Raw genomic sequence first — 25,222 nt, 5'->3', positions numbered from 1 at the left:
TGATAAAATAAAAAAGCACGGCACAAACTTCGATGTTACCCGTGTTGTTTTTTGTGTTTTATCACAGAGAGGATTCTTTCATGTTCGCACAGATCAGGCGCGATATTCGCGTCGTTTTTGAGCGTGACCCGGCGGCGCAGAGCGTGATCGAGGTGGTGCTCTGCTACGGCGGGCTGCATGCCATCTGGCTGCACCGTATCGCCCACGCACTCTTTGTGCGCGGCTGGGTGCTGATTCCGCGCCTGATCTCGAACTTCGGGCGCTTCCTGACGGGGATTGAGATCCACCCGGGAGCGAGCATCGGCGAGGGGCTCTTTATCGACCACGGGACAGGCATTGTCATCGGGGAGACGGCGGAGATCGGGCGGAATGTCACGCTCTACCAGGGGGTGACCCTCGGTGGAACGGGCAAAGAAAAGGGAAAGCGCCATCCGACGCTCGGCAACAACGTCGTCGTGGCATCGGGTGCCAAGGTGCTTGGCTCGTTCACGGTGGGCGACCACGCCAAGATCGGTGCGGGCTCTGTTGTCCTGCGACCCGTTCCCGCACATGCCACAGTGGTTGGCATCCCGGGGCGCATTGTCGTGATGAAGGGACAGCGTGTCCGTACAGAGGCAGAGCTGCTGAGGGCACGCGCCTACTCCATAGACTGTGAGGAGAGTGCCGAGGAGATCGCGTGTGAGCTGGATGTTGACCTCGATCATGACATGCTGCCCGATCCGGAGGCGGAGATGATCGAACAGATGCGTCAGGAGATCGCCGCACTGAAGGCGCGGCTGGATGTCCTTGAAAAGCGTGAATAAGGAGATACGATGATTACTGTTTACAATACAATGACCCGAAAAAAAGAAGAGTTTCACCCGCTGCGTGAGGGCGAGGTCAGCATTTACTGCTGCGGTGTAACTCCCTATAATGACCCGCACATCGGAAATGCACGTCCCTTTGTGACGTGGGATGTCATACGCCGCTATCTCGCGCACAAGGGCTATCGCGTACGCTACATCCAGAACTTCACCGACGTGGATGATAAGATCATCCATGCGGCGAATCGCGAGGGCGTGACGTGGAAGGAGATCTCTGACCGCTATATCGCCGCCTACTTCACGGCGATGGATGCGCTGAATGTGCATCGTGCCGATGTATTCCCGCGCGTCTCCGAGACGATGGACGACATCATCCGCATGATCGAGACGCTGATCGAGCGCGGCTATGCCTACGTTACGGAGGCGGGCGACGTCTACTACAGCGTCGAGGCATTTGCTCCGTACGGATGCCTCAGCGGACGCAGTCTTGACGACATGGAGGCAGGTGCGCGCGTCGAGGTCAACGAGACGAAGCATCATCCGATGGACTTTGCTCTGTGGAAGGCGGCAAAGCCGGGCGAACCCTCGTGGGACAGCCCATGGGGGAAGGGACGCCCCGGCTGGCACATCGAGTGCTCGGCAATGTCTGTGAAGTATCTCGGTGAGGCGTTTGACTTCCACGGCGGCGGCAGCGATCTGATCTTCCCGCATCACGAGAATGAAATTGCACAGGCAGATCCATGCATCGACGCTGACGTAAAATTTGCACGTTACTGGCTGCACAATGGCTTTATCACCATCGACAACGAGAAAATGTCGAAGTCAAAGAATAACTTCTTTACGGTCAAGGACATTCTGAAGGAATATCCGGGCGAGGTGATCCGTTTCTTCATCCTCCAGACCCATTACCGCAGCCCGCTCGATTTCAGCGATGAGCGGCTGAAGGAGGCACAGGCGGCTCTTGCGCGTCTGAAAGGCGCGAATGACGTGATCGACGAGCTCCTGAAACGGGAGGGAACAGCGGACACGGCGGCGGATCTTGCCGCGCAGGCGGAGACATTTCTGCGCGACTTTGATGCAGCGATGGACGACGATTTCAACACGGCACTTGCGATCAGTCAGATGTTTGGGCTCGCGAAGGAGATCAATCGCTATCATCAGGAGATCGAGCGCGGCGCAGCGTTTGACATGGCACATTTCCGCATGGCAGCCGAGGCATATCGCAAAATGGCCGGGATCATCGGCATCTTTGAGCAGGATGAGGCGGCTCCCGCAGACGATGGCCTAACTAATGCTGTCATGGACTTTGTTATCTCCCTGCGGCAGGAAGTACGCGCGGAGAAGAACTGGGTGCTTGCGGATAAGATTCGCGACGGGCTGAAGGAGGCGGGCGTTCTGATCGAGGACACGCCGACCGGTGTGCGCTGGAAGCGGGCGTAACAAGCGCATGAAGTTTGAACGCTTTCAGCAGCTTGTCCATACGATGTTCCTGCCGGATGACAACGGGAATCCAGCCGTGCGCTATGATCATGTGGATGCCGCACAGGTGCATCCGCTCGTGCTTGCCTACATTGGCGACGCATATTTTCATCTCTATGTGCGCATGCGCCTCCTTTCGTACGAACAGACGCAGGTGCAGGGGCTGCATGCATTCAGCGCTCAGATCGTCTCGGCGGTCTGGCAGGCACGCGCCTACCGCGATATTGCCGATATGCTGACCGAGGAGGAGCAGACGATCTACCGCCGTGCACGGAATACGAAGAGCCATGCGCCGCGCAGTGCTTCTGTGGCAGATTATCATGCCAGTACGGGATTTGAGGCGCTCCTCGGCAGCCTATACATCCGCCATGAGACAGAGCGACTCAAGGAGATTACGGAAACGGCATTTCAGATCATTGCCAAGGCGATGATGGAACAGATGCAGGGAGAAAAAAAGCATGGAAATCAAACTGATATCGAAGACGCCAAATTACCTTAAAACCTGCTGGACAGCGGCACGCACCTGCTACAGCGCAGACTCGCCCATCGAACTGCTCACCGAGGAAAAGACGGAGGAGGAGATGCTGCGCCTTCTCACGCGCATTATGACGAGCAAGCACCTCTCTGTCGTCGAGCACTGCTCCATGACGTTTGCCGTTAAGGATGTGTCGCGCACGCTCCTCGCCCAATACAGCCGTCATCGCATCGGCGTTTCACTGAGCGTGCAGAGTCAGCGCTATGTCTCGGAGCAGTCCGCGAAGCAGGCGGACGGGCTCTTTGGGCATGTCGTCCCGCAGACCGTGGCGGAAAACGCGGAGGCGTATGCACGTTATATGGCTTGTATGAAGGAGATCCAAAAGACATACGACGAGCTTCTCGCGCTCGGTGTCGCGAAGCAGGATGCGCGCTTTGTCCTGCCGGGCGGAGCGTGCACGAATTTCGTCACGACGCTCAATCTGCGCTCTTTTATGGACGTCTATGAAAAGCGCGTCACAACTCCTGGGGCGCAGTGGGAAATCAAAGAGATGATGCTGCGGATGCGCGATCTCATCGTCGCAGAGGAGCCGTGGCTTGAGCAATTTGTCCCGCGCAGCTGATGATGCAGAAGGTGGATCCGATGAAAGAAAAGCATGCACAGCGCACCGCTGTGCCTCAGGAAGAAAAGACACCACCCATCTTGGCGGGACGGCATGCCATCATCGAGGCGATCAAGGCGGGGCGCGGCATCAACCGCATTCTGCTCGCCGACGGCGTGCGCGGCAGCGGCGTCAACGAACTGCGGGATCTCGCACGCGAGCACGGCATCATGGTGGACACGGTCGGCCGCAGCAAACTCGATGCTCTCGTGTCGCAGGATGTACGGCATCAGGGGGCAGTCGCCTATGTCGCACCCGTCGCCTACGTCGCTGTGGAGGAGGTCATCGCAGGGGCGCGGGCGCGCGGGGAAGATCCGCTTCTCCTGCTCCTCGACGGCATCGAGGATCCGCAGAATCTCGGCGCCCTGCTCCGCACGGCAGATGCGGCCGGCGTCCACGGGATTCTGCTCCCGCGCCGTCACAGCGTGCCCCTGACGGAGACCGTTGCGCGTGTCTCGGCAGGAGCACTCGAATACGTACCCGTCGCGCGTATCGGCAACATTGCACAGACCATACGCGCACTGAAAGAGCAGGGCTTTTGGATTGCGGGGGCGGATATGGGCGGCGAGGAGATCTATGACCGTGCCAATCTCACGGGGGCTCTTGTCCTTGTCATCGGCAGCGAGGGACGCGGCATGAGCCGTCTCACGCGTGACCTCTGTGACTTTACCGTACGCCTGCCCATGATGGGGAAGATCAACTCCCTCAATGCCTCTGTTGCGGGGGCGATCCTCATGTACGAGGCACAGCGGCAGCGCAGGGCAAAGGCTGCGGTGTGACATGGCAATGCAGCGGGAGCCCGCGTACTACCTCATCGACGGCTACAATGTCATCAACGCGTGGCCGGAGCTCATCCGCCTGCGCAGCAACCTCGACGAGGCGCGTGATGTCCTCGTTCGTATTTTGACGGAGTACGGTGCATTTGAGAACTACGAGATGACCGTCGTCTTTGACGCATTTGCTACGGACGAAGAGGAACATGCCGTGGAGATCAGCAGCCGCATGCGCGTCATCTATACAGCGACGGGCGAGACGGCGGACAGCTGCATCGAGCGGCTTGCCTACACAGCAGTGCGCATGGGGCGTGAGGTGCACGTCGTCACCTCGGACGGAGCAGAGCAGAGTCTCATCCTCGGGGCAGGCGCCTATCGCATTACCTCGCCCGAGCTGCGCCGTTCGGTAAAAAAGACAAAAAAATTGATGCGTACGGAGTACATCGGCACGCATACAAAACCGCTCGGGCGCATCGAGGTGCACGAACGGATCGACCGAGCGACACTGGCGCGGCTCGAAGAACTGCGGCGTAAAAAATAGGGACTGTCAGCGTAGCTGTTTCGCTGGACAGTCCCTTTTCTACCACCGATATGTCCTGCGCCAGAACGACGGCTGCAGGAGAATGAGCAGGGTGAAGATCTCAAGGCGGCCGAGAAGCATCGTGAGGCAGAGAATTGCCTTTGAGAAGTCGGAGAGCGGTGCATAGGTAGAGGTCGCACTCACGATCCCGAACGCGGGGCCGATGTTGCCGATGGTTGTGATGGCGACGGCGACAGCGTCGAATGGGAGGAGGCCGTCCATCGCGAGCAGGAATGCCGTGACGAAGATGACGGCGAGGTAGAGAAAGAAAAATGTCCCGACGCGCAGCAGCATTGCGCCGTCGACGTGTGCGCCCGTGAGCGTGATATCCACCACGCGGTTCGGATTCAGCTTTTGGAGGACGACGGCACGTGCGTTGCGCACAAGTAGGATGAGGCGTACCACCTTGATGCCGCTTGCTGTCGAGCCTGCGCAGCCACCAATCACCATGAGGAGGAGCAGTACCATCTTGGAGAAGGTCGGCCACGTCTCAAAGTCCGCCGACACGAATCCCGTCGTCGACAGCGAGGTCACCTGAAATACTGCGACACGTGCCGCCATGCCGCCGTCCATTCCCATCGAAAGGATGAGGTTGAGCGCGATGAGGAGCATCGCCACGAGCACGATGCCGAGATAGGTGCGAAACTCTGTGTTGCGCAGAATGACCGCAGGTCCCTCGACATAAGCACGGTAGTAGAGTGAGAAGCTGCCGCCTGCGAGGAACATGAAGAGGGCCGTCCACAGCTCGAATGGGAGATTGTGAAAGTGCATCGTCCCGTCGTCGTAGGTGGAGAATCCACAGGTTCCAATGGTGGACATTGCATGGGCAAGAGCAATACTGAAATCAACGCCGCACAGCATAAAAACAGCCGTTATTATGACGGTGAAGGTTAAATAAATCTTAAAGAGTGCGACGGTCATCTCATGCAGGCGCGGCATGACGCGGTCGAGCGTCGGACCGATGCCCTCGGCACTGTACATATAGATTGTGCTTGCCCCGGCCTGCGGGAGCAGCGCGATAAAGATCACGATGATGCCGAGGCCGCCGATCCACGCTGTCATCATACGCCAGAAGAGGATGCTGTACGGTACCCCATCGAGTGTGACAAAGACCGTCCCGCCCGTACCGGTAAAGCCTGAGATGCTCTCAAAGAGCGCGTCGAGAAAACCGAGGTAGTGGCCGAGGAGGTAGGGAAGCATCCCGAGAAAAGTCCCCGTAAACCAACCAAACGCCGTAATAGCGATCCCCTCGCGCGGGGTCAGATCGTCGGAGGGGCTCCCGTAACGGCGAAAGGCGATGCCGAAAAAGATGCTGACGAAGACGGACAGCATGAACGCCTCGCGGCTTGCCTCCTTGCCGACGATGGCGAGGACAAGGGGGATCGCGAGTGCCGTCGCCATCGCAAAGGAAAGGCGTGACAGGATATAGTTGACCGCATAGATATTCATAGTGTCCTACCAGTTATGGCCTGTGTCCTTGAACAGCGCACCGACGAAGAGGAAAAAGGCAAAGATCTCGATGCGTCCGAGGATCATGAGAAAGGCACAGACGATCTTCGTCCATGCCGGGAGTGCCGCTGCTGTGTCCATGTGTACCAGCCCCGCGACACCGCCCGTCGTTGTGAGACAGGAGACCGTCAGGGCAATCGTCTCGATGGGGGCAAGGTTCGCCAGAGAGATGAGGAGGCTGCTGACCGCAAAGACGGCGGCGAAGAAAAAAGAGAGGACGAGCACCCGTCCGACCGAGTGGATGGGGATCGGCATTCCCCCCTGCCGCACGGCGAATACCATGCGTGGGTGGAGGGTGCGCTGCAGCTCTGTCCACGAGAGCGAGAGCAGTACAAGCAGGCGCGAAATGCGGAAACCGCCTGCTGCCGAGCCCATGCAGCCGCCGATGATGGCGAGAAGTGTCAAGAGCAGTACGGCACCGCCGTGGTCAGGGATCGCTCCTGCGAGCAGCAGCCCATTCGTGGAGAGAAAGGAAATGGCGTAGAAAAATCCGTGGGCAATGGCATCGATGGGGAGGATGTGCTGCACAGAAGAGCTGGAATGGTGAGCACCAGCCCGGCGGAGAGAAAGAGCAGGCAAAAGGCCTGCAGCTCTGTGTGGCGCAGTACGTCCACCTCGCCGCGTCGGTGCAGGAGCTGTCGGATCGTGAGGAGCGGCAGTGCTGAGAGCAGAGCGCTGAGACCGCCGGCGAGCATCAGAGATGGTGTTGGCGGGAGGTCGCCCGCCATCGGCCCTGCCCCCGAGGCAATCGTATAGAGGGCGAGCAGCAGTGCTGAGAAGACCGTGTCGCCCGCCGCAAGATAGAGGAGAGCCGCAGCAATTGTGATGGCAATGTAGAGCAGCGTCATCTCGTGCATGGGGCGCGTCATGCGGTTCCAGAGAGGGCTGAAGAGCCGCTCCTGCCGCACCGAAAAATCCACGCCGAAGCAGCCGCTGACAACGGGCTGCACCGTCACAAGAATGACGACAAAGAGCAGTCCGCCGAACCAGCTCATGAGTCCGCGCCAGAGGAGGAGTGCGGGCGGCAGATCCTCGGGCAGTGCCGTCAGACCCGTCGTCGTAAGTGCTGAGATACATTCAAAGAAGGTATTGATCGGCGAGAGATGCAGCCCCGCCAGATGAAAGGGCAGCATGCCGAGCAGCGCGAGGAAAAACCACACGACGAGCAGAAAGAGCGTCCCTTCCTGCACGGATAACTGGCGCATGTGACTGCGCCCCATATTGCCGAACACCATGCCGAGGATAAAGGTCAGTACACTGAGAACGAGAAAAAAACCGGTCGAGGCATCGCCGACGATTATCCCATAGGCAAAGGGAATAAGATAGAGCGGAGCGAAGACGTACGCCGTGCGCCCCATGAGCACCCAAAAGAGATCAAAACGCATCAGTCATCTCCAAAGTAGGTGAGAGCCTTATTGGCAAAACTCTTCAGGACGAAGAGAATGACACGGTCTCCCGGCTGCAGCTCCGTCATGCCGTTCGGGATCGCCGCTTGTTCTCCGCGCACATAGGCACAGACGAGACATTCGCGTGGGAGGCGCGCGTCCATCAGTTTTTTTCCTGCGACGGGAGCACCGGGGCGGACGATCACCTCGAGCGCCTCTGCACGTGCGCCCTCGAGCAGGGTGACGCGCGCCACGTCGCCGCCGCGCGCAAAGGCGAGCACCTCGCTCGCAGAGAGCAGGCGCGCCGAGAGCGCAATGGTCACGCCGACCTTCTCCATGAGATCGATATACTCGTTGCGGTTGACGCGCACCAATGACTTGATGCTGCTGTTTGAGAGATGGCGCGCGAGGAGGGCAAGCATCAGATTCAGCTTGTCGTCCTCCGTCAGGCAGACAATGGCATCTGCCTCGGCGATCCCCTCCTGCATCAGGAGGTCCATGTCCGTGCCGTCGCCGCAGATCGCGAGGCCTGTCGACATCATCCCCGCGAGCAGCTCACAGCGCTCGCGGCTGCGGTCGATCACCTTTACCTGTACCCCTTGGCGCTCCAGCATAAGCGCGAGTGCGCGCCCCGTTCGCCCCGCACCGATGATGGCGACGCGTGCGAGCTTTTTCGTGTCGCTGGGCACGAGGCTCTGGCTAAACTCCTCGATCCGCTCCTGCAGACCGATGAAGTAGGCATTGTCACCCGGGAGGAACATATCGTCGCCGTGGGGGATAATCATCCGATGGTCGCGGAAGATCAGTCCTGCCAGAACACCTTGCGGCAAGGTCAAGTCCTTGAGCGGAATGCGCGCGATCGGCGCATGGCGACGGATGCGCGTCTCGAAGAGCTGCACCTTGCCCTGTGCAAAATCCTCCACATTGAGTGCGGCGGGGGTCATGAGGATACGGTTGATTTCGTTCGCCGTGATGAGCTCGGGGTTCAGCACGAGATCAATGTCAAAATTTTCCTTGAGATACTTGCCTGCCTCCACTGTGGCCTTCATATCGCGGATACGGGCAATCGTATGACGAATGCCGTGTTTCTTCGCGAGGACACAGGCGACAATATTCACCTCGTCGCTCTCCGTCACTGCGATGAGAATGTCCGCACTATTGATGTCGGGATCGTTCATCGTTATGGGGCTCGCGATATTTGCCTCGACCGTGAGTACGTCGAGCGTCGTCTTTGCCGCCTCCAGCTGTTTTGACACGCCGTCCACCACGACGACATCCATGCCCTCCTCCGAGAGCAGCGAGGCGATACTGTATCCGAGCTGTCCCGCGCCTGCTACTACGATTCGCACATTCCTACCTCCTGCACACGATAAATCATGGCAAGTATACCACACTGCATGGCATGATGCCATATTTTGACCGATTTCGGCGCTATGATAAAATTTGGATTTACTCATTGAATTGTCGCGAATCGGCTTGACAATGTCGGGCACGACACATAATATAGTAGTGTTGCGAATGGGACGAGTTTGCGCCCATAGAGAGAATTTGGCAGGCGTGGAGGTGGATGATTGGCGGCGATTACCTATGAGTTGATTCGGAAAGATCCTGCGACGGGGGCGCGTGCCGGTGTCATTCACACACCGCATGGGAGTTTTCCGACCCCAATCTTCATGCCGGTGGGGACGCAGGCGTCCGTCAAGGGCGTTTCGCCCGATGAGCTGCGTGATCTCGGCGCGGGGATCATCCTCAGCAATACCTATCATCTCTTCCTGCGTCCCGGGATGGAGCTCGTGCGGGAGGCGGGCGGACTGCATTGCTTCATGCACTGGGACGGTGCGATCCTCACGGACAGCGGAGGATTTCAGGTGTTCAGCCTCGGCGACCTGCGCAAGATCACCGAGGAGGGGGCGACGTTCCGCTCGCATATTGACGGATCGAAGAAATTCCTTTCGCCCGAGGTGTCGATGGAGGTGCAGCGCGCACTCGGCTCGGATATCGTCATGGCGTTCGACGAGTGCATTCCGTATCCTGCCGATCATGACTATGCGAAGGCCTCGACGGAGCGCACGCAGCGCTGGCTCATTCGCTGCCGTGATGCGATGGCGGGCGCGGAGGAGCAGGGCCTTTTCGGCATCGTGCAGGGCGGGATGTACCGCGACCTGCGCGCATGGCACGCCGCTGCCGTAACGGAGCTCGATCTGCCGGGCTATGCCATCGGCGGGCTGAGCGTCGGCGAGCCGCATGAGCTGATGGAGGAGATCCTCTCCTATACGACAGAGCTTCTGCCTGAGGAGAAACCGCGCTACCTCATGGGCGTCGGGACACCCGACTACCTCCTCACGGGGGTACGGCACGGCATCGACATGTTTGACTGCGTATTCCCGACACGTGTGGCGCGCAACGGCATGGCGATGACATGGACGGGGCGGCTCGTGATGAAGAACGCTGTGTATGCGCACGATCACACCATCATGGAGGACGGCTGTGGCTGCTATGCCTGCCGCAATGGGTACACGCGTGCGTACATCCGTCACCTTGTACGGGCGCAGGAGATCTTCGGCCTGCGGCTGCTCTCCCTGCACAACCTCTACTTCCTGCAGGAGTTCATGCGGCGGATGCGTGCGTCAATTTTGGATGGGTCGTTTTTATCGTTTTATCAGGACTTTATGAGTCACTATCATAGAAATAAGTGAAGGAGTTGTCTTTATGGATGCAGAAATGATGGCACAGCTGAGTTCGTGGGGCCCGATTGTTATACTGGTGCTCTTCTTTTACTTCCTCCTCTACCGCCCGCAGAAGCAGGCACAGAAGAAGCGTGAGGAGATGCTCAGCCGCCTAAAAGTCGGCGATGCGGTCATTACGCTCGGCGGGATGCATGGCAAGATTACGGTGATTGATGAGAAAACCGTTACCCTCTGTGTCGGCGAGAACGTCAGCATCGTCTTTGAGCGCTCTGCGATCAGCGGCGTGAATGAGGGGCAGGAGTAAATCCGCTGTGATGGCAGAGGATATACGTGCTGAAAAAAAGGCGCTGCGGCAGGAGATGCTGAGCCGTCGCCGTACATTATCACCGGAACAGCGGACGCACGCGGGCAGCGTCATCACGGCGCAGGTCCTGCCGAAGCTAAAGCAGGCAGGGACGGTCATGCTCTACGCATCCATGCCGGAGGAGATCGACCTCTTTCCGCTGATGGAGGCGCTGATCTCTGCAGGAAAACGCATTGCGTTGCCCGAGATCACGGGGCGCGGCACGATGGAGGCACGGGAACTTCCTGCCATGGATGCTCTGACCCACGGTGCATTTGATATACCGACGCCTGACCCTGCACGTGGGGCGCGGATTCTGCCCGAGGAGATCGATGTCGTCATCGTCCCCGGTGCAGCGTTTGATGCAGATGGCGGGCGGCTGGGACTGGGCGGCGGATATTATGACCGCTTCCTTCCGCGTGCAGTGCATGCGGAACGTCTCGTTCTGGCATTCGATTTCCAGATCGTTCCTGCCGTTCCCATGGCGGTATGGGATGCACGCGTCGATCGGATTCTGACCGAGCAGCGCAGCATGGACTGCCGAAACGGCAGAGTGAAAGAGGGGTAAAGGCTGTTGAGACAACATAGTCTGTTAAAGCTGGTGATTACGGTCGCCGTCATCATCGCAGCTTTTTTCGTGTGCGTTCGGCCGCTTGCGAGCTCCATCCGACAGGGGCTTGACCTGCAGGGCGGTACGCATGTCGTCTTGGAGGCGGTTGATACGGAGCAGGCGCAGGTCAACGACGATGCGATGAACCGCGTGGTGGCGATCATGGAGAAGCGCGTCAATGCACTTGGCCTCACCGAACCGATCATCCAGCGTGAGGGGGAGCGGCGCGTCATCATCGAGCTTCCGGGCGTCAAGGATCCCGATGCGGCAATCAAGACCATCGGCAAGACGGCGATGCTCGAGTTCCGTGATGAGGACGGCAACACCGTCCTGACCGGTACCGATCTGAAGGATGCACAGGCATCGACGAATCCGCAGACGGGGCAGAACGTCGTCAACCTCGAGTTCTCGGATGAGGGCGCACAGAAATTCGCCGACCTGACGATGAAAAACGTCGGGCGTACGATTGCGATCCTGCTTGACGGTGAGGTGCTCACCGCGCCGAATGTACGCGAGCCGATTCTCGGCGGACGTGCGGAGATCACGGGACAGAAGACGCTCGAGGAGGCACAGAACCTCGCTGTCGTCCTGCGCAGCGGCGCACTGCCCGTGAAGGTCGAGATCATCGAGACGCGCACGGTCGGCCCGACGCTCGGACAGGACTCGAAGGACAAGTCCCAGTTCGCCTTTGCGGTCGGCCTTGGCGCGGTCGTCATCTTCATGATTTTTTTCTACCATTTCTCGGGATTCATCGCCGACGTGGCACTGATGGCATATACGATCATGCTGCTCGGTATCCTCTACCTGATGGATGCGACCCTGACCCTGCCGGGCGTCGCGGGCATCATCCTCTCCATCGGTATGGCGGTGGATGCGAACGTGCTCATCTTTGAGCACTTCAAAGAGGAGTATCAGATTAACGGAAAGTCTCTGCGCCTTTCCATGGACGCGGGGTTCAAGCGTGCATTCACGACGATCTTTGACTCGAATGTCACGACGCTGATCGCGGCGGGCGTACTTTTCTTCCTCGGGACGGGGACGATACGCGGCTTTGCCATCACGCTCGGCGTCGGCACGATTCTCTCCATGTTCACGGCGATCACGCTGACGCAGTTCATGCTCAAGCTGATGATCAACTCGAAGCTGTCAGAGAATCCGCGCCTCTATGGTGCGACGGGCTTCATGCTCGGGGGGAAGAAGGGGGCTGAGAAGAATGCCTAAGTTCGATATCGCAGGACATCGCAAAATATGGTTTCTGATCTCGCTGCTCGTCATTATCCCGGGGATTATCTGCATGTGCGTGCGTGGCTTCAACTTCGGCATCGACTTCACGGGCGGTACGATCATGGATCTGCGCTTTGAGCAGCCTGTGACCCTGCAGGAGGTACGCAGCAGCCTCGCAAAGTATGATCTGGACGGCAGCACGATCCAGTTTGCAGGCGCAGAGGCGGGAATTGATGCCTCTGAGAACGTCATGATCCGCACGATCGACCTCGAGGAGAACCAGCGCAAAGAGGTCATGGCATCACTCACGCAGGATGTTGGTCCCTATACGGTGCTGCGCGAGGAAAAGGTCGGTGCGACCATCGGCGGCGAGCTAATCACGAACGCCGTGCTTGCACTCGTGATCTCATGGGCACTCATCATCCTCTATGTTGCGTATCGCTTCGAGTGGCGTTTTGGTGTGTCGGCCGTGCTCGCGCTCATCCATGACATCATCATCGTCATGGCAGTCTTTTCGTTCACACAGCGGCAGATTGACTCCTCGTTTATCGCCGCTCTGCTGACGATTGTCGGATACTCCATCAACGATACCATCGTTATCTTTGACCGTATCCGTGAGAATCTGAAACTGCATTTCCGCCGCGGCGGGGATGTGAACGAGCTGGTCAACCGTTCCATCTATCAGACGCTGACCCGCTCGCTCTATACGGTGTTCACGGTGCTGTTCACGACGTTCGCCCTGTACTGGTTCGGCGGCGAGACGACGAAGGACTTTGCCTTTGCGCTGCTCATCGGCTTTGCGGTCGGCTGCTATTCCTCCATCTTCATTGCGAGCCAGCTCTGGATTGAGCTGCGCAATCGGACGGAGCATCACCGCCCCGCGGTAAAACCTGCAGCGGCGGAGTGATTTCATAGGGAAAGAGCCTGCTCGGATCGCTGAGCAGGCTCTTTTGATGAGGTGGGAAGAGGAGGAGAAAAACGTGCTGAAAGAATGGATCGTCGCACAGCATACAGACGAGGGGGACGCGCTCGCCGCAGAGATCGGCGTCACGCCCATCATCGGACAGCTCCTCTGGCAGCGCGGCATCCGCACGGCAGAGGAAGCGCGAGCTTTTCTCCACCCCGCGGATACGCCGTTTCATGATCCCTTTCTCATGGCGGATATAGAGCGCGGGGCAGAGCGCGTCCTGTGTGCTATCCGCCGTGACGAGCCGATCGTGATCTACGGGGACTATGATGTGGACGGCATGACGGCAACCGCCCTCCTGATGCGGAGCATCCGCGCGCTCGGCGGCAATGTCTCCTACTATATCCCGAACCGTTTCACGGAGGGCTATGGGCTGAACGCAGATGCCCTGCAACAGATCGCAGGGGAGGGCTGCCGCCTCCTTGTGACCGTGGACTGCGGCATCGCCTCGGTGGATACTGTGGCAGAGGCGGCGGGCGGTATGGACATCGTCATCACGGATCATCATCTGCCGGGGCAGACGCTCCCGCCTGCCTATGCCGTGATGAATCCGCATCGTGCGGACTGTTCCTACCCGGAGAAGAATCTCGCAGGTGTCGGTGTCGCGTTTAAGCTCGTTCAGGCACTTTGGCAGATGGAGGGAAAGGAGCCCTTTGCAGAGCATCTGGACATTGCGGCACTCGGCACGGTCGCCGATCTTGTGCCACTCGTCGGCGAGAACCGAAAAATCGTGCAGATGGGACTGCAGCAGATGGCAGAGTATCCCTGTGTCGGCATACGCGCCCTCATCGAGGTCGCGGGACTGGGGGACAAGAGCATCAACACGGGGCAGGTCGGATTCCAGCTTGCTCCGCGTCTCAATGCGGCAGGCCGTATAGAGACAGCGCGTCATGGGGCAGAGCTCCTCCTGACCGAGGATACGGCATGTGCTGCCCGCATGGCAGGGGAGCTGAATGCGCTCAATACGGAGCGGCGCGATCTGGAGCAGGACATCTTGGCGGAGGCAGAGCTGCAGCTGGCGGACTTCACCCCCGATGTTCCTGCCATCGTCGTGGCAGGAGAGGACTGGAATGCGGGCGTAATCGGCATCGTGGCATCTCGCCTGGTCGAAAAATATTATCGACCGAGCATTGTCCTCACGCGTCGGGACGATGTCTATAAGGGCTCATGCCGCAGCATTGCAGGACTGCATCTCTACGAGGCACTTTCCACCTGTCGTGACACACTCATCCAGTTCGGCGGACACGCAATGGCGGCAGGGCTGACACTCTCCTGTGAGCGTCTCTCGGACTTTCGTCGTGCCTTTTCGGAGGCAGTGCGCACCAGACTGACCGCGCAGGACTTTATCCCGAAGGTCTCCATTTCGGCCCTTGCCGCTCCCGCGGACTGGACCATCGGGGCAGTGGAGGAACTGGCTCTGCTGGAGCCGTACGGGATGGGAAATCCGCGCCCGATCTTCGGCGTGCGGAACGTGCGTCCGCAGAGGGCATTGTCCATCGGTGCGGAGGGAAAGCATCTGCGCATGGACATCGGCACGCGGGAGCATCATATCACAGCACTATACTGGAACGCAGGCGATCTCGTGACAGTGCTGACGGAGGAGGACAGCGACCTCGCCTATACGCCGAGCATCAACGAGTGGCAGGGTGAACGCTCCGTGCAGTGCATGGTGGATAGTGTCACGCCCGCCGTACACGAGCGCATCTTTCCGGAGCGGGAACTGCTTCGCAGGATCTATGCCTTCCTGCGTTCTCTTGCGGCGGAGGATGGGACGATACGGGGAAGTGCACCGGTGCTTACCCACCGCTATTCATCCATGATGGAACATGTCTCGCACTACACGATGGACTGCGCCCTGCAGATATTTTTGGAGCTCGGCGTGCTGAATGTATCACCTGAGGGGTGGAATTTTATTCCGCCGCGGGGTAAAATGGAGCTGATGGATGCGCCGACCTATCGTCGGCATCAGGAGAGAAAGGAGGCGGCAGCAGATGTCGGATGAACTGAAACCCGTGACACTCGATATGATCTTGGAGAAGATTGCCGCATATCAGCCAAACGCGGATATCAATAAAATCGTACGCGCCTACGAATTTGCGGCGAACGCCCATCGGGGACAGGAACGTGTCTCGGGCGAGCCGTACATCGTCCACCCCATGCACGTCGCCTATATCCTTACAACACTCCATCTTGACGATGAGACGATATGCGCCGCATTCCTGCACGACGTGGTGGAGGATACGCAGACCACCCTCGAGGAGATCGAGGAGGTATTCGGAAAGAACGTCATGACGCTCATCGACGGCGTGACAAAACTCGGGCGCATTGAGTCCATGTCCAAGGAGGACGTCAAACTCGAGAACTACCGCAAGATGTTTCTCGCTATGGCGAAGGACATCCGCGTCATCATGATAAAGCTCGCTGATCGCCTGCACAATATGCGCACGCTGAAGTATATGCGCGAGGACAAACGCCAGCGCATCGCGCGGGAGACACTCGAAGTCTATGCGCCGCTTGCCAACCGCCTCGGCATCTCCGGCATTAAGGCAGAGCTTGAGGATCTCTGCCTGCGGTACTTGGAACCGGAGGCATACTATACTCTGGTGGAGGAGGTAAAGCAGAAGCGGCGTGAGCGGCAGGAATTCATTCAGGATGCCGTTCAAAAGATCCGTGCCCAGCTTGAGGCGGCGGGAATCGAGGCGGAGATCAAGGGGCGCGCGAAGCATTTTTACAGCATCTATCGCAAGATGAAGCGGGACAACAAGAGCATCAATGAGATCTACGACCTCTCAGCCGTGCGCGTCCTCGTCTCGACGGTTAAGGACTGCTACGGTGTGCTCGGCGTCATCCACGCGATGTGGAAGCCGATCCCGGGGCGGTTCAAGGACTATATTGCCATGCCGAAGTCCAACGGCTATCAGTCCCTGCATACGACCGTCATGACGGAGGGGGATCCGCTCGAGATCCAGATCCGCACCAAGGCGATGCACCAGATCTCCGAGTTCGGTATCGCGGCGCACTGGAAGTACAAGGAGGCGGGACGGAGCGTCGGTGCGGGCGATGAGAACGATCAAAAGATGTCGTGGCTGCGTCAGATGGTCAGCCTCCAGAAGGAATACGACGATCCGAAGGAATTCTTTGAGGCGCTGAAGCTCGACGTGTTCTCCGACGAGGTCTTTGTCTTTACGCCGCGCGGTGATGTCATTGACCTGCCAAAAGGCTCGAACCCCATCGACTTTGCCTATCACATCCACACGGAGATCGGGCATCACTGCGTCGGTGCAAAGGTCAATGGGAAAATCGTGCCGCTCGAATACAAGCTGAAGAACGGCGACATCGTCTCCATCGTCACGAACAAGGCGAGCGGCGGGCCGAGCCCCGACTGGCTGAACACCGTTGCCTCCTCGGCGACGCGCGGCAAGATACGCGCATGGTTCAAACGAGAGAACCGCGAGGCGAACATTGAGCGCGGCATGACCCTCATCCGCGACGAGGCAAAGCGTCTTGGCTATGCGGCAAAGGATCTCATGACGGATGGGCGACTTGCCAAGGTCGCGGAAAAACTCAATGTGCAGAGCGAGGACGATCTGCTCGCCGCACTTGGCTACGGCGGTGTCAGCCTGCGCGGAGCGATGACGAAGCTGATAGAGCTCTATCAGCAGGCGATCAAGGACAGCACACCGCCCGAGGTCTCTCAGATGCTCTCGGAGCTCAAGGCGCCACGGCGCGGCAAGCGCAAAAAGGCAAGTCATGGCGTCCTCGTCGAAGGGGAGGGCGGCTACCTCGTCCGCCTCGCGCGCTGCTGCAACCCTGTTCCGGGTGACCCAATCACGGGCTACATCACGCGCGGACGCGGCGTCTCCGTGCACCGCTCCGACTGCCCGAACGTCCTCAACGACACCGAGTTTACGCGCATGATCGAGGTGAGCTGGGACATCGGTCTGGACAAGGAGTACACTGTCGGCATTGAGATCATCTGCAACGACCGCAACGGGATGCTCGCCGAGATCCTCGCCGTACCGTCTGAGATGAAGATCAACATCCAGACCATCAACGCCACACCGAACCGCCGCAATAAAACCTCCACCGTCCAGCTCGGACTCAGCGTCAGCAACATCGACCAGATCGAGCGAGTCATGACGCGTGTCCGTCAGCTCAAGGACGTCTACCGCGTCACGCGCACCCTCGGCGCAGGAAACGGAGAGGGATAACAGAATAAAAGCTCCGCATATCGGCAACAGAAACCGACCTGCGGAGCTCTTGTTTATTGAAAAAAGTGCGGAGTGGGGGGAAGCTATCCATCAAATTTTGCACAGATGTTACAGATTATCCTAACCATCACTCCACCGACTGTCACCGTATTTTGCGACTTTGCCCATGATGTCAAAATTATGGGAAATTGTTGGTTCGTACGTTCTGTGCTGCCATGGAGGAGAGCTTAAACAACGGAAGAATTCATTGGCTCCGAGGAGGATCGTCGTGAAAAACTCCTTTTTCGGCAGCCAGTAATTTTTCTTGTTCCAATTCGTATAAACCTTGATAAAATTATTTTCATGGGCGATAAGATGTATTTCGCACGGACATCCCCAAAATGTGCACACCGCTTTACCTTTGCGCAGGCATTCATCCACTGATTCAGCCATATTATTCCATAACACGTCGATGTAATCCCATTCGTGTATCGTCAATATATGCTGATCATAATAATCCAGCAGAATCGCTCCTTCGATATCCTCATACCCAATGTATTTTGCAATTTTACACAGCGCTTCTGTGTCGTGAATGGAGATGAATCTGCTGGCGGGAATATTGTCCAAGGCCCTGGCTGCTTTCTTGGAAAGATATAAAAATGATTGGCAGGAAAACATGTTGTCGATATTCATTTTACCCTCTAGAAATTTTTCTTATATATTCGCCATAAAGGCGCGGTAGGTGTGCTCCATCTCCTTGCGCGTTTTGCTCGCGGGCCAGAGCTCACCGAGGGCGCCCTCGCGCATCCCTGCGGCGAGGTGGTTGTAGAGGTTTGGATTCTCCGCACTGAGATGTGCGATGAGTTCCTTGACGGCCTGCCGTGTGGTATTGCCGTTGTGCGGACAGGGCGACGGAATGGGGGTGAAGCCGTGCAGGGGAATGGCATCGATGATCTCCTGCTCACGGAAGTAGACGAGCGGGCGGATGACGGTGATGCCCGTCTTGTCAAGGTAGGTCTTGGGACGGAAGGTGTTGAGCTGTCCTGAGTAGAACAGGCTCATGAGAAAGGTCTCCACCGCATCGTCATGATGGTGCGCGTAGGCGACCTTGTTCATGTGATGTTCCTTTGCGTAGCGGTTGACTGCACCGCGGCGGAAGAAGGCACAGGTAAAGCAGGGACTTTTTTCCTCCTGCTCTGCGATTGCCCCGGCAATGTCAACGTCAACGACCTCGTACGGAACGTCGAGGCTCTTGCAGAACGCCGCAATCGCATCGGTGTCAAAGGGATCGTCGAACTGCGGGTTGACGGTGAATGCGGCGATGGTGAAGTCTTTCTTCAGGCGTTCGCGCAGGATGGCGAGTGCGTAGGTGAGAAAGATGCTGTCCTTGCCGCCGGAGACACCGATGAGGATGCGGTCACCGTTGTCGATGAGTTCAAACTCGACGACGGCACGTATGAGTTTGCTGAAATAGGTCTGCGGGATGTTGATGTTCATAGAATTGAGTTGCTTCCTTTATTCCTTATGACAGAGATAGACGCCGAGGATACCGCGTCTGAGTGCGACGGAGAAGCAATGCTCTGTGTTGCCCTCGGCGAGGACGTTGCTGATTGTCGTGGAAGAGTGCGTGTGTATCTCTGCACCGTTCAGCTCCCATCGCAGTCCATTTGTCGTGATGCCGGTGCACTCCTCGGTGAAAGGGAGAAGGGAGACGGCCTGCGGAGGACTGTCACATGTAATGGTTAAGGATTCGTCGCCATGCAGGAAGAACAGTGCCTCACGTTCATCAGCGAGGATACAGGGGAGAGCAGCGTGTGCCGCGACGGAGGCAGCACTCATGAGGTGGTCGAATCTGCCACCGAATGCGCCAGTCAGGATAACGAGCGCACGGGGCATGAGCTCTGCGGCGATCCTGAGCGCAAGCTCTGTATCGGTAAAATCCTTTGCGGGTGGAAAGGCATGCACACGTGCGCCGTGTTCCTCTGCCCACGCCCATGCATCATGAGCCGCGCTGTCCCTATCGCCGATCAAATGTGCAGGGGGGAGCGAAAGAGTATGGCAGATATTCACTCCGCGATCAATCGCCCAGATGGGGCGGTCGGTACCGCCCTTTTCGGATTCTGGCACGAGCTGTGCCATCCAATCTTTTGCCGGTGTCCGCCCTCCGCCGATACAGACGACCTCCTGTGACGGCGGGGAGGGCAGCGCTGCGTGGAGCGCTGGGAGGATAAGATTGTGCTTGTATTCATGCATGACAATAGTTCCTTTTGTCGAGTTTTATGATAGAATATGATTATATCACACGGCTTTTTTGACGAAAAGCGAAAAAAACGAAAAAGAGGGGTTGACGGGACTCGTGACGTGTGTTATATTATGACAGTCGCGCCGATGAGAGCGGCGGGCGAGCGCAAGCAAGCCCCAGCACTAGAGCGGCGCAGGATGTACCCTGAAAACTACACAATGCAAAACAAGTTAGAGGAAACTCTAACAGCCAGATGCAACATCGTTGTGAAGGTGGAAACACCTTCGGTCAACGAACACAATTCTTTTACAAGAATGACATTTTGAGCCAACAGGCTCTCAGATAGACTACGGTCTTTTATGGAGAGTTTGATCCTGGCTCAGGACGAACGCTGGCGGCGTGCTTAACACATGCAAGTCGAACGGGATGATCTTAAAGCTTGCTTTTAGAGAATCTAGTGGCAAACGGGTGAGTAACACGTAGACAACCTGCCGACAGGATGGGGACAACATTCCGAAAGGAATGCTAATACCGAATGAAGTCAGAGGAGGGCATCCTTCTCTGATGAAAGATGGCCTCTGAACATGCTATCACCTGTTGATGGGTCTGCGTCTGATTAGCTAGTTGGTGAGGTAACGGCTCACCAAGGCGACGATCAGTAGCCGGTCTGAGAGGATGAACGGCCACATTGGGACTGAGACACGGCCCAGACTCCTACGGGAGGCAGCAGTGGGGAATCTTCCGCAATGGGCGCAAGCCTGACGGAGCAACGCCGCGTGAGTGAAGAAGGTCTTCGGATCGTAAAGCTCTGTTGACGGGGACGAACGTGCCTAGTGCAAATAGTATTAGGTAATGACGGTACCTGTCGAGGAAGCCACGGCTAACTACGTGCCAGCAGCCGCGGTAATACGTAGGTGGCGAGCGTTGTCCGGAATCATTGGGCGTAAAGGGAGCGCAGGCGGGCCGGTAAGTCTTACTTAAAAGTGCGGGGCTCAACCCCGTGATGGGAGAGAAACTATCGGTCTTGAGTACAGGAGAGGAAAGCGGAATTCCCAGTGTAGCGGTGAAATGCGTAGATATTGGGAAGAACACCAGTGGCGAAGGCGGCTTTCTGGACTGCAACTGACGCTGAGGCTCGAAAGCCAGGGGAGCGAACGGGATTAGATACCCCGGTAGTCCTGGCCGTAAACGATGGATACTAGGTGTGGGAGGTATCGACCCCTACCGTGCCGGAGTTAACGCAATAAGTATCCCGCCTGGGGAGTACGGCCGCAAGGCTGAAACTCAAAGGAATTGACGGGGACCCGCACAAGCGGTGGAGTATGTGGTTTAATTCGAAGCAACGCGAAGAACCTTACCAGGCCTTGACATTGACTGAAAGCGCTAGAGATAGTGCCCTCTCTTCGGAGACAGGAAAACAGGTGGTGCATGGCTGTCGTCAGCTCGTGTCGTGAGATGTTGGGTTAAGTCCCGCAACGAGCGCAACCCCTGTTCTTTGTTGCCATCACGTAAAGGTGGGCACTCAAAGGAGACTGCCGCGGAGAACGCGGAGGAAGGCGGGGATGACGTCAAGTCATCATGCCCCTTATGGCCTGGGCTACACACGTACTACAATGGAACGGACAGAGAGCAGCGAACCCGCGAGGGCAAGCGAACCTCAAAAACCGTTTCCCAGTTCGGATTGCAGGCTGCAACCCGCCTGCATGAAGTCGGAATCGCTAGTAATCGCAGGTCAGCATACTGCGGTGAATACGTTCCCGGGTCTTGTACACACCGCCCGTCACACCACGGAAGTCATTCACACCCGAAGCCGGCGCAGCCGTCTAAGGTGGGGAAGGTGACTGGGGTGAAGTCGTAACAAGGTAGCCGTATCGGAAGGTGCGGCTGGATCACCTCCTTTCTAAGGATTAAGATGAACTACGGTTCACAATCTTAGGTCGGTCATTTGGCTAAAGTTTTGCATTGTCTAGTTTTGAGGGCGCATCTACTGGAAACCAACGATTTGTTGGATAGTCGATGAAGCTCTTATTGTTCACTGAAAACTGCACAGAAGAAACAAGAAAATCTAAACATGGGAGATATGGTGAACTCATGTCACGATATTTTCCACACTGAAAGATTTTCCCAAGCAAATTAGGATAAAGCGAAAATACCTTAATCACTAAGATGAGTTCTGCGCCAATGTGAGATTGACGCCGAAGATTCTGCCGAATGCAAGGAGGCACAAGGAAACGTAGTTCGCTACGTTGACTGAGCCGACACAGCAGACGGTAGGATATGCGGTGTCCCTAACATCGAAGCGGAACGTTAAGTCAAGTGAAGAAGGGCATACGGCGGATGCCTAGGCGTTTCGAAACGAAGAAGGACGCGATAAGCTGCGATAAGCCATGACGAGCTGCAAGTAAGCTGTGACTCATGGATTTCCGAATGGGGCAACCCGGCAAGAGTAACGTCTTGTCACCCTATCCTAGAGGTAGGGAGAAAACACCCGATGAACTGAAACATCTAAGTAGTCGGAGGAAAAGAAATCAAAGAGATTCCCTGAGTAGCGGCGAGCGAAACGGGAGGAGCCCAAACCGGAGGACTTCGGTTCTCCGGGGTTGCGGACCTGCAACAAACTGGACACTTTAGTGGAAGCATCTGGGAAGGTGCGGCAAAGAGAGTGAGACCCTCGTACACGAAAGAGTGAAAGGCGTGCAGGGATCCAGAGTACCACAGGGCACGAGGAACCCGGTGGGAAGCAGGGTGGACCACCATCCAAGGCTAAATACATCGAAACGACCGATAGCGAAAAGTACCGTGAGGGAAAGGTGAAAAGAACCCCGGGAGGGGAGTGCAATAGAACCTGAAACCGTATGTCTACAAACAGTCGGAGCACTTTACATGTGCGACGGCGTGCCTATTGAAGAATGAACCGGCGAGTTAATTTATGCTGCGAGGTTAAGCGGGAGACGCGGAGCCGAAGCGAAAGCGAGTCTTAAGAGGGCGGAAGTAGCATGGATTAGACCCGAAACCACAGTGATCTATGCATGTCCAGGTTGAAGCTCAGGTAAAAATGAGTGGAGGACCGAACCCGTGCGTGTTGAAAAACGTTGGGATGAGGTGTGCATAGGGGTGAAATGCCAATCGAACGTGGAGATAGCTGGTTCTCCCCGAAATAGCTTTAGGGCTAGCCTCAGGCGAATCACCATAGAGACGGTAGAGCACTGATCGGGCAAGGGGGCGTAAAGCCTACCGACCCCAGTCAAACTACGAATGGCTCATATGGGCAGCCTGGGAGTCAGAATGCGAGTGATAAGACCCGTATTCAAGAGGGAAACAGCCCAGACCGCCGGCTAAGGTCCCAAATGCTGTGCTAAGTGGAGAAGGATGTAGGACTTCGAAAACAACCAGGATGTTGGCTCAGAAGCAGCCACCATTAAAAGAGTGCGTAATAGCTCACTGGTCGAGAGGCCCTGCGCCGAAAATATCCGGGGCTCAAGCACAGAACCGAAGCCGCGGCAGGGTGTACTAAGGTACACACTGGGTAGGGGAGCGTTCTTATCTGGACGAAGGCAGACCGGAAGGACTGCTGGACGGGTAAGAAGTGAGAATGCCGGTATGAGTAGCGAAACGACAGGTGAGAATCCTGTCCACCGAAAGCCTAAGGAATCCCGGGCAACGCTCGTCGTCCCGGGGTAAGTCGGGACCTAAGCCGAGGCGAAAAGCATAGGCGATGGACAACTGGCGAAAATTCCAGTACCGGGCGTCTTCGTTTGAGGATGGAGTGACGCAGGAAGGAAGCTGAGCGCGCGACTGGTAGAGCGCGTCGAAGGCGGTAGGCTGGTATGGAGGCAAATCCCCATACTACAAGGCCGAGAACCGATAGATAGGAAAGACTACGGTCAATCTGAATTCAGCTGCACTACACTGCCAAGAAAAGCTTCTAACGAGAAGACGTCCGCCCGTACCAAAACCGACACAGGTAGGCGGGGAGAGAATCCTAAGGTGCGCGGGAAAACCCTCGTTAAGGAACTCGGCAAAATGCATCCGTAACTTCGGGAAAAGGATGGCCGCTGATGGTGAAGACATTTACTGTTGGAGCTATTGTCGGCGGCAGAAAAGAGGCCCAAGCGACTGTTTACCACAAACACAGGTGCCTGCGAAAGCGCAAGCTGAAGTATAGGTGCTGACGCCTGCCCGGTGCAGGAAGGTTAAGGAGAGTTGTTAGTCCTCGAGATGAAGCAGCGAACTGAAGCCCCTGTAAACGGCGGCCGTAACTATAACGGTCCTAAGGTAGCGAAATTCCTTGTCGGGTAAGTTCCGACCCGCACGAAAGGCGTAACGATTTGGGCACTGTCTCAACGAGGGACCCGGTGAAATTGAAATACCTGTGAAGATGCAGGTTACCCGCGACTGGACAGAAAGACCCCATGGAGCTTTACTGCAGCTTGGCATTGGTCTTTGGCATATAACGTACAGGATAGCCGGGAGACTGGGAAGATCGATCGCTAGATCGATTGGAGTCACCGTTGGGATACCGGCCTTTATATGCTAAGGATCTAACCGGAACATTAACCGTGTTCGGGACAGTACCAGGCGGGCAGTTTGACTGGGGCGGTCGCCTCCGAAAGAGCAACGGAGGCGTCCAAAGGTTCCCTCAGCGCGGACAGAAATCGCGCGCAGAGCATAAAGGCAGAAGGGAGCTTGACTGCGAGACTGACGGGTCGAGCAGGTACGAAAGTAGGGCTTAGTGATCCGGTGGAAAGAGAGTGGAATTGCCATCGCTCAACGGATAAAAGCTACCCTGGGGATAACAGGCTAATCTCTCCCAAGAGTCCATATCGACGGGGAGGTTTGGCACCTCGATGTCGGCTCATCACATCCTGGGGCTGAAGCAGGTCCCAAGGGTTGGGCTGTTCGCCCATTAAAGTGGTACGTGAGCTGGGTTCAGAACGTCGTGAGACAGTTCGGTCCATATCCATCGCGGGCGTAAGATACATGAGGGAGGCTGCTCCTAGTACGAGAGGACCGGAGTGGACGGACCAACGGTGTACCGGTTGTCCTGCCAAGGGCACGGCCGGGTAGCTGCGTCCGGAAGGGATAAACGCTGAAAGCATCTAAGCGTGAAGCCCGTCCCGAGATGAAGTATCTCATTCCTAAAAGGAAGTAAGACCCCTTGAAGAAGACAAGGTAGATAGGCTGGATGTGGAAGCACAGCAATGTGTGCAGCTGACCAGCACTAATCGGTCGAGGGCTTGACTTAAGTAGCGAACCAAAACTGCGTGAGCGAAAGCGAACGAGCAGTTTTGTGT

18 protein-coding genes, 2 rRNA genes and 1 pseudogene are annotated in these 25,222 nt (G+C 57.1%); 15 read left to right on the top strand and 6 right to left on the bottom strand.

The genetic code is table 11. The annotated features are described in order from the left end of the window. Positions 1-80: 80 nt before the first annotated feature. The 6 genes from cysE to ADJ74_RS10275 are packed head-to-tail and all read left to right on the top strand — an operon-like array spanning position 81 to position 4,732. Positions 81-803 (top strand): serine O-acetyltransferase, encoded by a 723-nt coding sequence (gene cysE, locus ADJ74_RS10300; protein ID WP_050344051.1) that lies wholly within the window; start codon positions 81-83, stop codon positions 801-803. A 9-nt stretch (positions 804-812) separates the two neighbouring features. Next, positions 813-2,243: a cysteine--tRNA ligase gene (gene cysS, locus ADJ74_RS10295; RefSeq protein WP_050344049.1), complete on the top strand. Its 1,431-nt coding sequence runs from the start codon at positions 813-815 to the stop codon at positions 2,241-2,243. A 7-nt stretch (positions 2,244-2,250) separates the two neighbouring features. Beyond that, positions 2,251-2,781 carry a Mini-ribonuclease 3 gene (locus ADJ74_RS10290; RefSeq protein ID WP_050344285.1) on the top strand — a complete coding sequence of 177 codons (531 nt, stop codon included), beginning with the start codon at positions 2,251-2,253 and terminating at the stop codon, positions 2,779-2,781. Beyond that, a complete protein-coding gene (thyX, locus tag ADJ74_RS10285) occupies positions 2,741-3,379 on the top strand; it encodes an FAD-dependent thymidylate synthase (RefSeq protein ID WP_050344047.1) in 639 nt (212 codons plus the stop codon). Before ADJ74_RS10290 ends, thyX begins: the two co-directional genes overlap by 41 nt. Positions 3,380-3,399: 20 nt before the next feature. Next, complete coding sequence (gene rlmB / locus ADJ74_RS10280) at positions 3,400-4,197, top strand: 23S rRNA (guanosine(2251)-2'-O)-methyltransferase RlmB (protein WP_050344283.1); 798 nt, start codon at positions 3,400-3,402, stop codon at positions 4,195-4,197. A gap of 1 nt (position 4,198) precedes the next feature. Then, entirely contained in the window at positions 4,199-4,732 is a 534-nt protein-coding gene (locus ADJ74_RS10275; protein ID WP_050344045.1) for an NYN domain-containing protein, read from the top strand. Positions 4,733-4,771: 39 nt separating this feature from the next. Here the strand turns inward: ADJ74_RS10275 and ADJ74_RS10270 are convergent, their stop codons facing one another. The 3 genes and pseudogenes from ADJ74_RS10270 to trkA all read right to left on the bottom strand — a co-directional run bounded on the left by ADJ74_RS10270 (position 4,772) and on the right by trkA (position 9,014). Continuing rightward, positions 4,772-6,220: a TrkH family potassium uptake protein gene (locus ADJ74_RS10270; RefSeq protein WP_050344043.1), complete on the bottom strand. Its 1,449-nt coding sequence runs from the start codon at positions 6,218-6,220 to the stop codon at positions 4,772-4,774. A 6-nt stretch (positions 6,221-6,226) separates the two neighbouring features. Beyond that, positions 6,227-7,665: pseudogene (locus ADJ74_RS10265) on the bottom strand (potassium transporter TrkG). Further along, complete coding sequence (trkA, locus tag ADJ74_RS10260; RefSeq protein WP_050344040.1) at positions 7,665-9,014, bottom strand: Trk system potassium transporter TrkA; 1,350 nt, start codon at positions 9,012-9,014, stop codon at positions 7,665-7,667. Before trkA ends, ADJ74_RS10265 begins: the two are co-directional and overlap by 1 nt. 222 nt (positions 9,015-9,236) lie before the next feature. Between trkA and tgt the strand changes: the two genes are divergently transcribed. From tgt to ADJ74_RS10225, 7 genes are all read left to right on the top strand, one after another. Continuing rightward, positions 9,237-10,361 carry a tRNA guanosine(34) transglycosylase Tgt gene (gene tgt / locus ADJ74_RS10255; RefSeq protein WP_050344038.1) on the top strand — a complete coding sequence of 375 codons (1,125 nt, stop codon included), beginning with the start codon at positions 9,237-9,239 and terminating at the stop codon, positions 10,359-10,361. 13 nt (positions 10,362-10,374) lie between these two features. Continuing rightward, positions 10,375-10,656 carry a preprotein translocase subunit YajC gene (gene yajC, locus ADJ74_RS10250; protein ID WP_050344036.1) on the top strand — a complete coding sequence of 94 codons (282 nt, stop codon included), beginning with the start codon at positions 10,375-10,377 and terminating at the stop codon, positions 10,654-10,656. 10 nt (positions 10,657-10,666) lie between these two features. Beyond that, the gene (locus ADJ74_RS10245) at positions 10,667-11,263 is read left to right on the top strand and encodes a 5-formyltetrahydrofolate cyclo-ligase (protein WP_050344034.1); all 597 of its coding nucleotides are present in this window, start codon (positions 10,667-10,669) and stop codon (positions 11,261-11,263) included. Between the two features lie 33 nt (positions 11,264-11,296). Beyond that, the gene (gene secD, locus ADJ74_RS10240) at positions 11,297-12,526 is read left to right on the top strand and encodes a protein translocase subunit SecD (RefSeq protein ID WP_050344033.1); all 1,230 of its coding nucleotides are present in this window, start codon (positions 11,297-11,299) and stop codon (positions 12,524-12,526) included. Next, on the top strand, positions 12,519-13,436 hold the full coding sequence (secF, locus tag ADJ74_RS10235) for a protein translocase subunit SecF (RefSeq protein WP_050344031.1): 918 nt from the start codon (positions 12,519-12,521) through the stop codon (positions 13,434-13,436). Before secD ends, secF begins: the two co-directional genes overlap by 8 nt. 73 nt (positions 13,437-13,509) lie before the next feature. Next, positions 13,510-15,498: a single-stranded-DNA-specific exonuclease RecJ gene (gene recJ / locus ADJ74_RS10230; RefSeq protein ID WP_172664531.1), complete on the top strand. Its 1,989-nt coding sequence runs from the start codon at positions 13,510-13,512 to the stop codon at positions 15,496-15,498. Further along, a complete protein-coding gene (locus ADJ74_RS10225; protein WP_050344027.1) occupies positions 15,488-17,707 on the top strand; it encodes a bifunctional (p)ppGpp synthetase/guanosine-3',5'-bis(diphosphate) 3'-pyrophosphohydrolase in 2,220 nt (739 codons plus the stop codon). The genes recJ and ADJ74_RS10225 overlap by 11 nt, the downstream gene beginning before the upstream one ends. Before the next feature lie 120 nt (positions 17,708-17,827). Here the strand turns inward: ADJ74_RS10225 and ADJ74_RS10220 are convergent, their stop codons facing one another. Genes ADJ74_RS10220 through ADJ74_RS10210 form a run of 3 tightly spaced genes read right to left on the bottom strand, consistent with a single transcriptional unit; the run spans position 17,828 to position 19,939 of the window. Continuing rightward, the gene (locus tag ADJ74_RS10220) at positions 17,828-18,379 is read right to left on the bottom strand and encodes a hypothetical protein (RefSeq protein WP_050344025.1); all 552 of its coding nucleotides are present in this window, start codon (positions 18,377-18,379) and stop codon (positions 17,828-17,830) included. 21 nt (positions 18,380-18,400) lie between these two features. Beyond that, positions 18,401-19,183 (bottom strand): tRNA 2-thiocytidine biosynthesis TtcA family protein, encoded by a 783-nt coding sequence (locus tag ADJ74_RS10215; RefSeq protein ID WP_050344023.1) that lies wholly within the window; start codon positions 19,181-19,183, stop codon positions 18,401-18,403. An 18-nt stretch (positions 19,184-19,201) separates the two neighbouring features. Further along, entirely contained in the window at positions 19,202-19,939 is a 738-nt protein-coding gene (locus tag ADJ74_RS10210; RefSeq protein ID WP_050344021.1) for a thiamine diphosphokinase, read from the bottom strand. A gap of 345 nt (positions 19,940-20,284) precedes the next feature. Here ADJ74_RS10210 and ADJ74_RS10205 point away from each other — a divergent pair. Both ADJ74_RS10205 and ADJ74_RS10200 read left to right on the top strand, forming a co-directional pair. Beyond that, positions 20,285-21,828: ribosomal RNA gene (locus tag ADJ74_RS10205) — 16S ribosomal RNA — on the top strand. Between the two features lie 410 nt (positions 21,829-22,238). Beyond that, positions 22,239-25,173 (top strand): 23S ribosomal RNA (locus tag ADJ74_RS10200). The 16S and 23S rRNA genes sit together here, the layout of an rRNA operon. Positions 25,174-25,222 lie beyond the last annotated feature (49 nt).

Source organism: Selenomonas sp. oral taxon 478 (assembly GCF_001189555.1).
Taxonomy (GTDB): Bacteria; Bacillota; Negativicutes; order Selenomonadales; family Selenomonadaceae; genus Centipeda; species Centipeda felix.
This window is presented reverse-complemented; position numbering and strand designations above follow the sequence as displayed.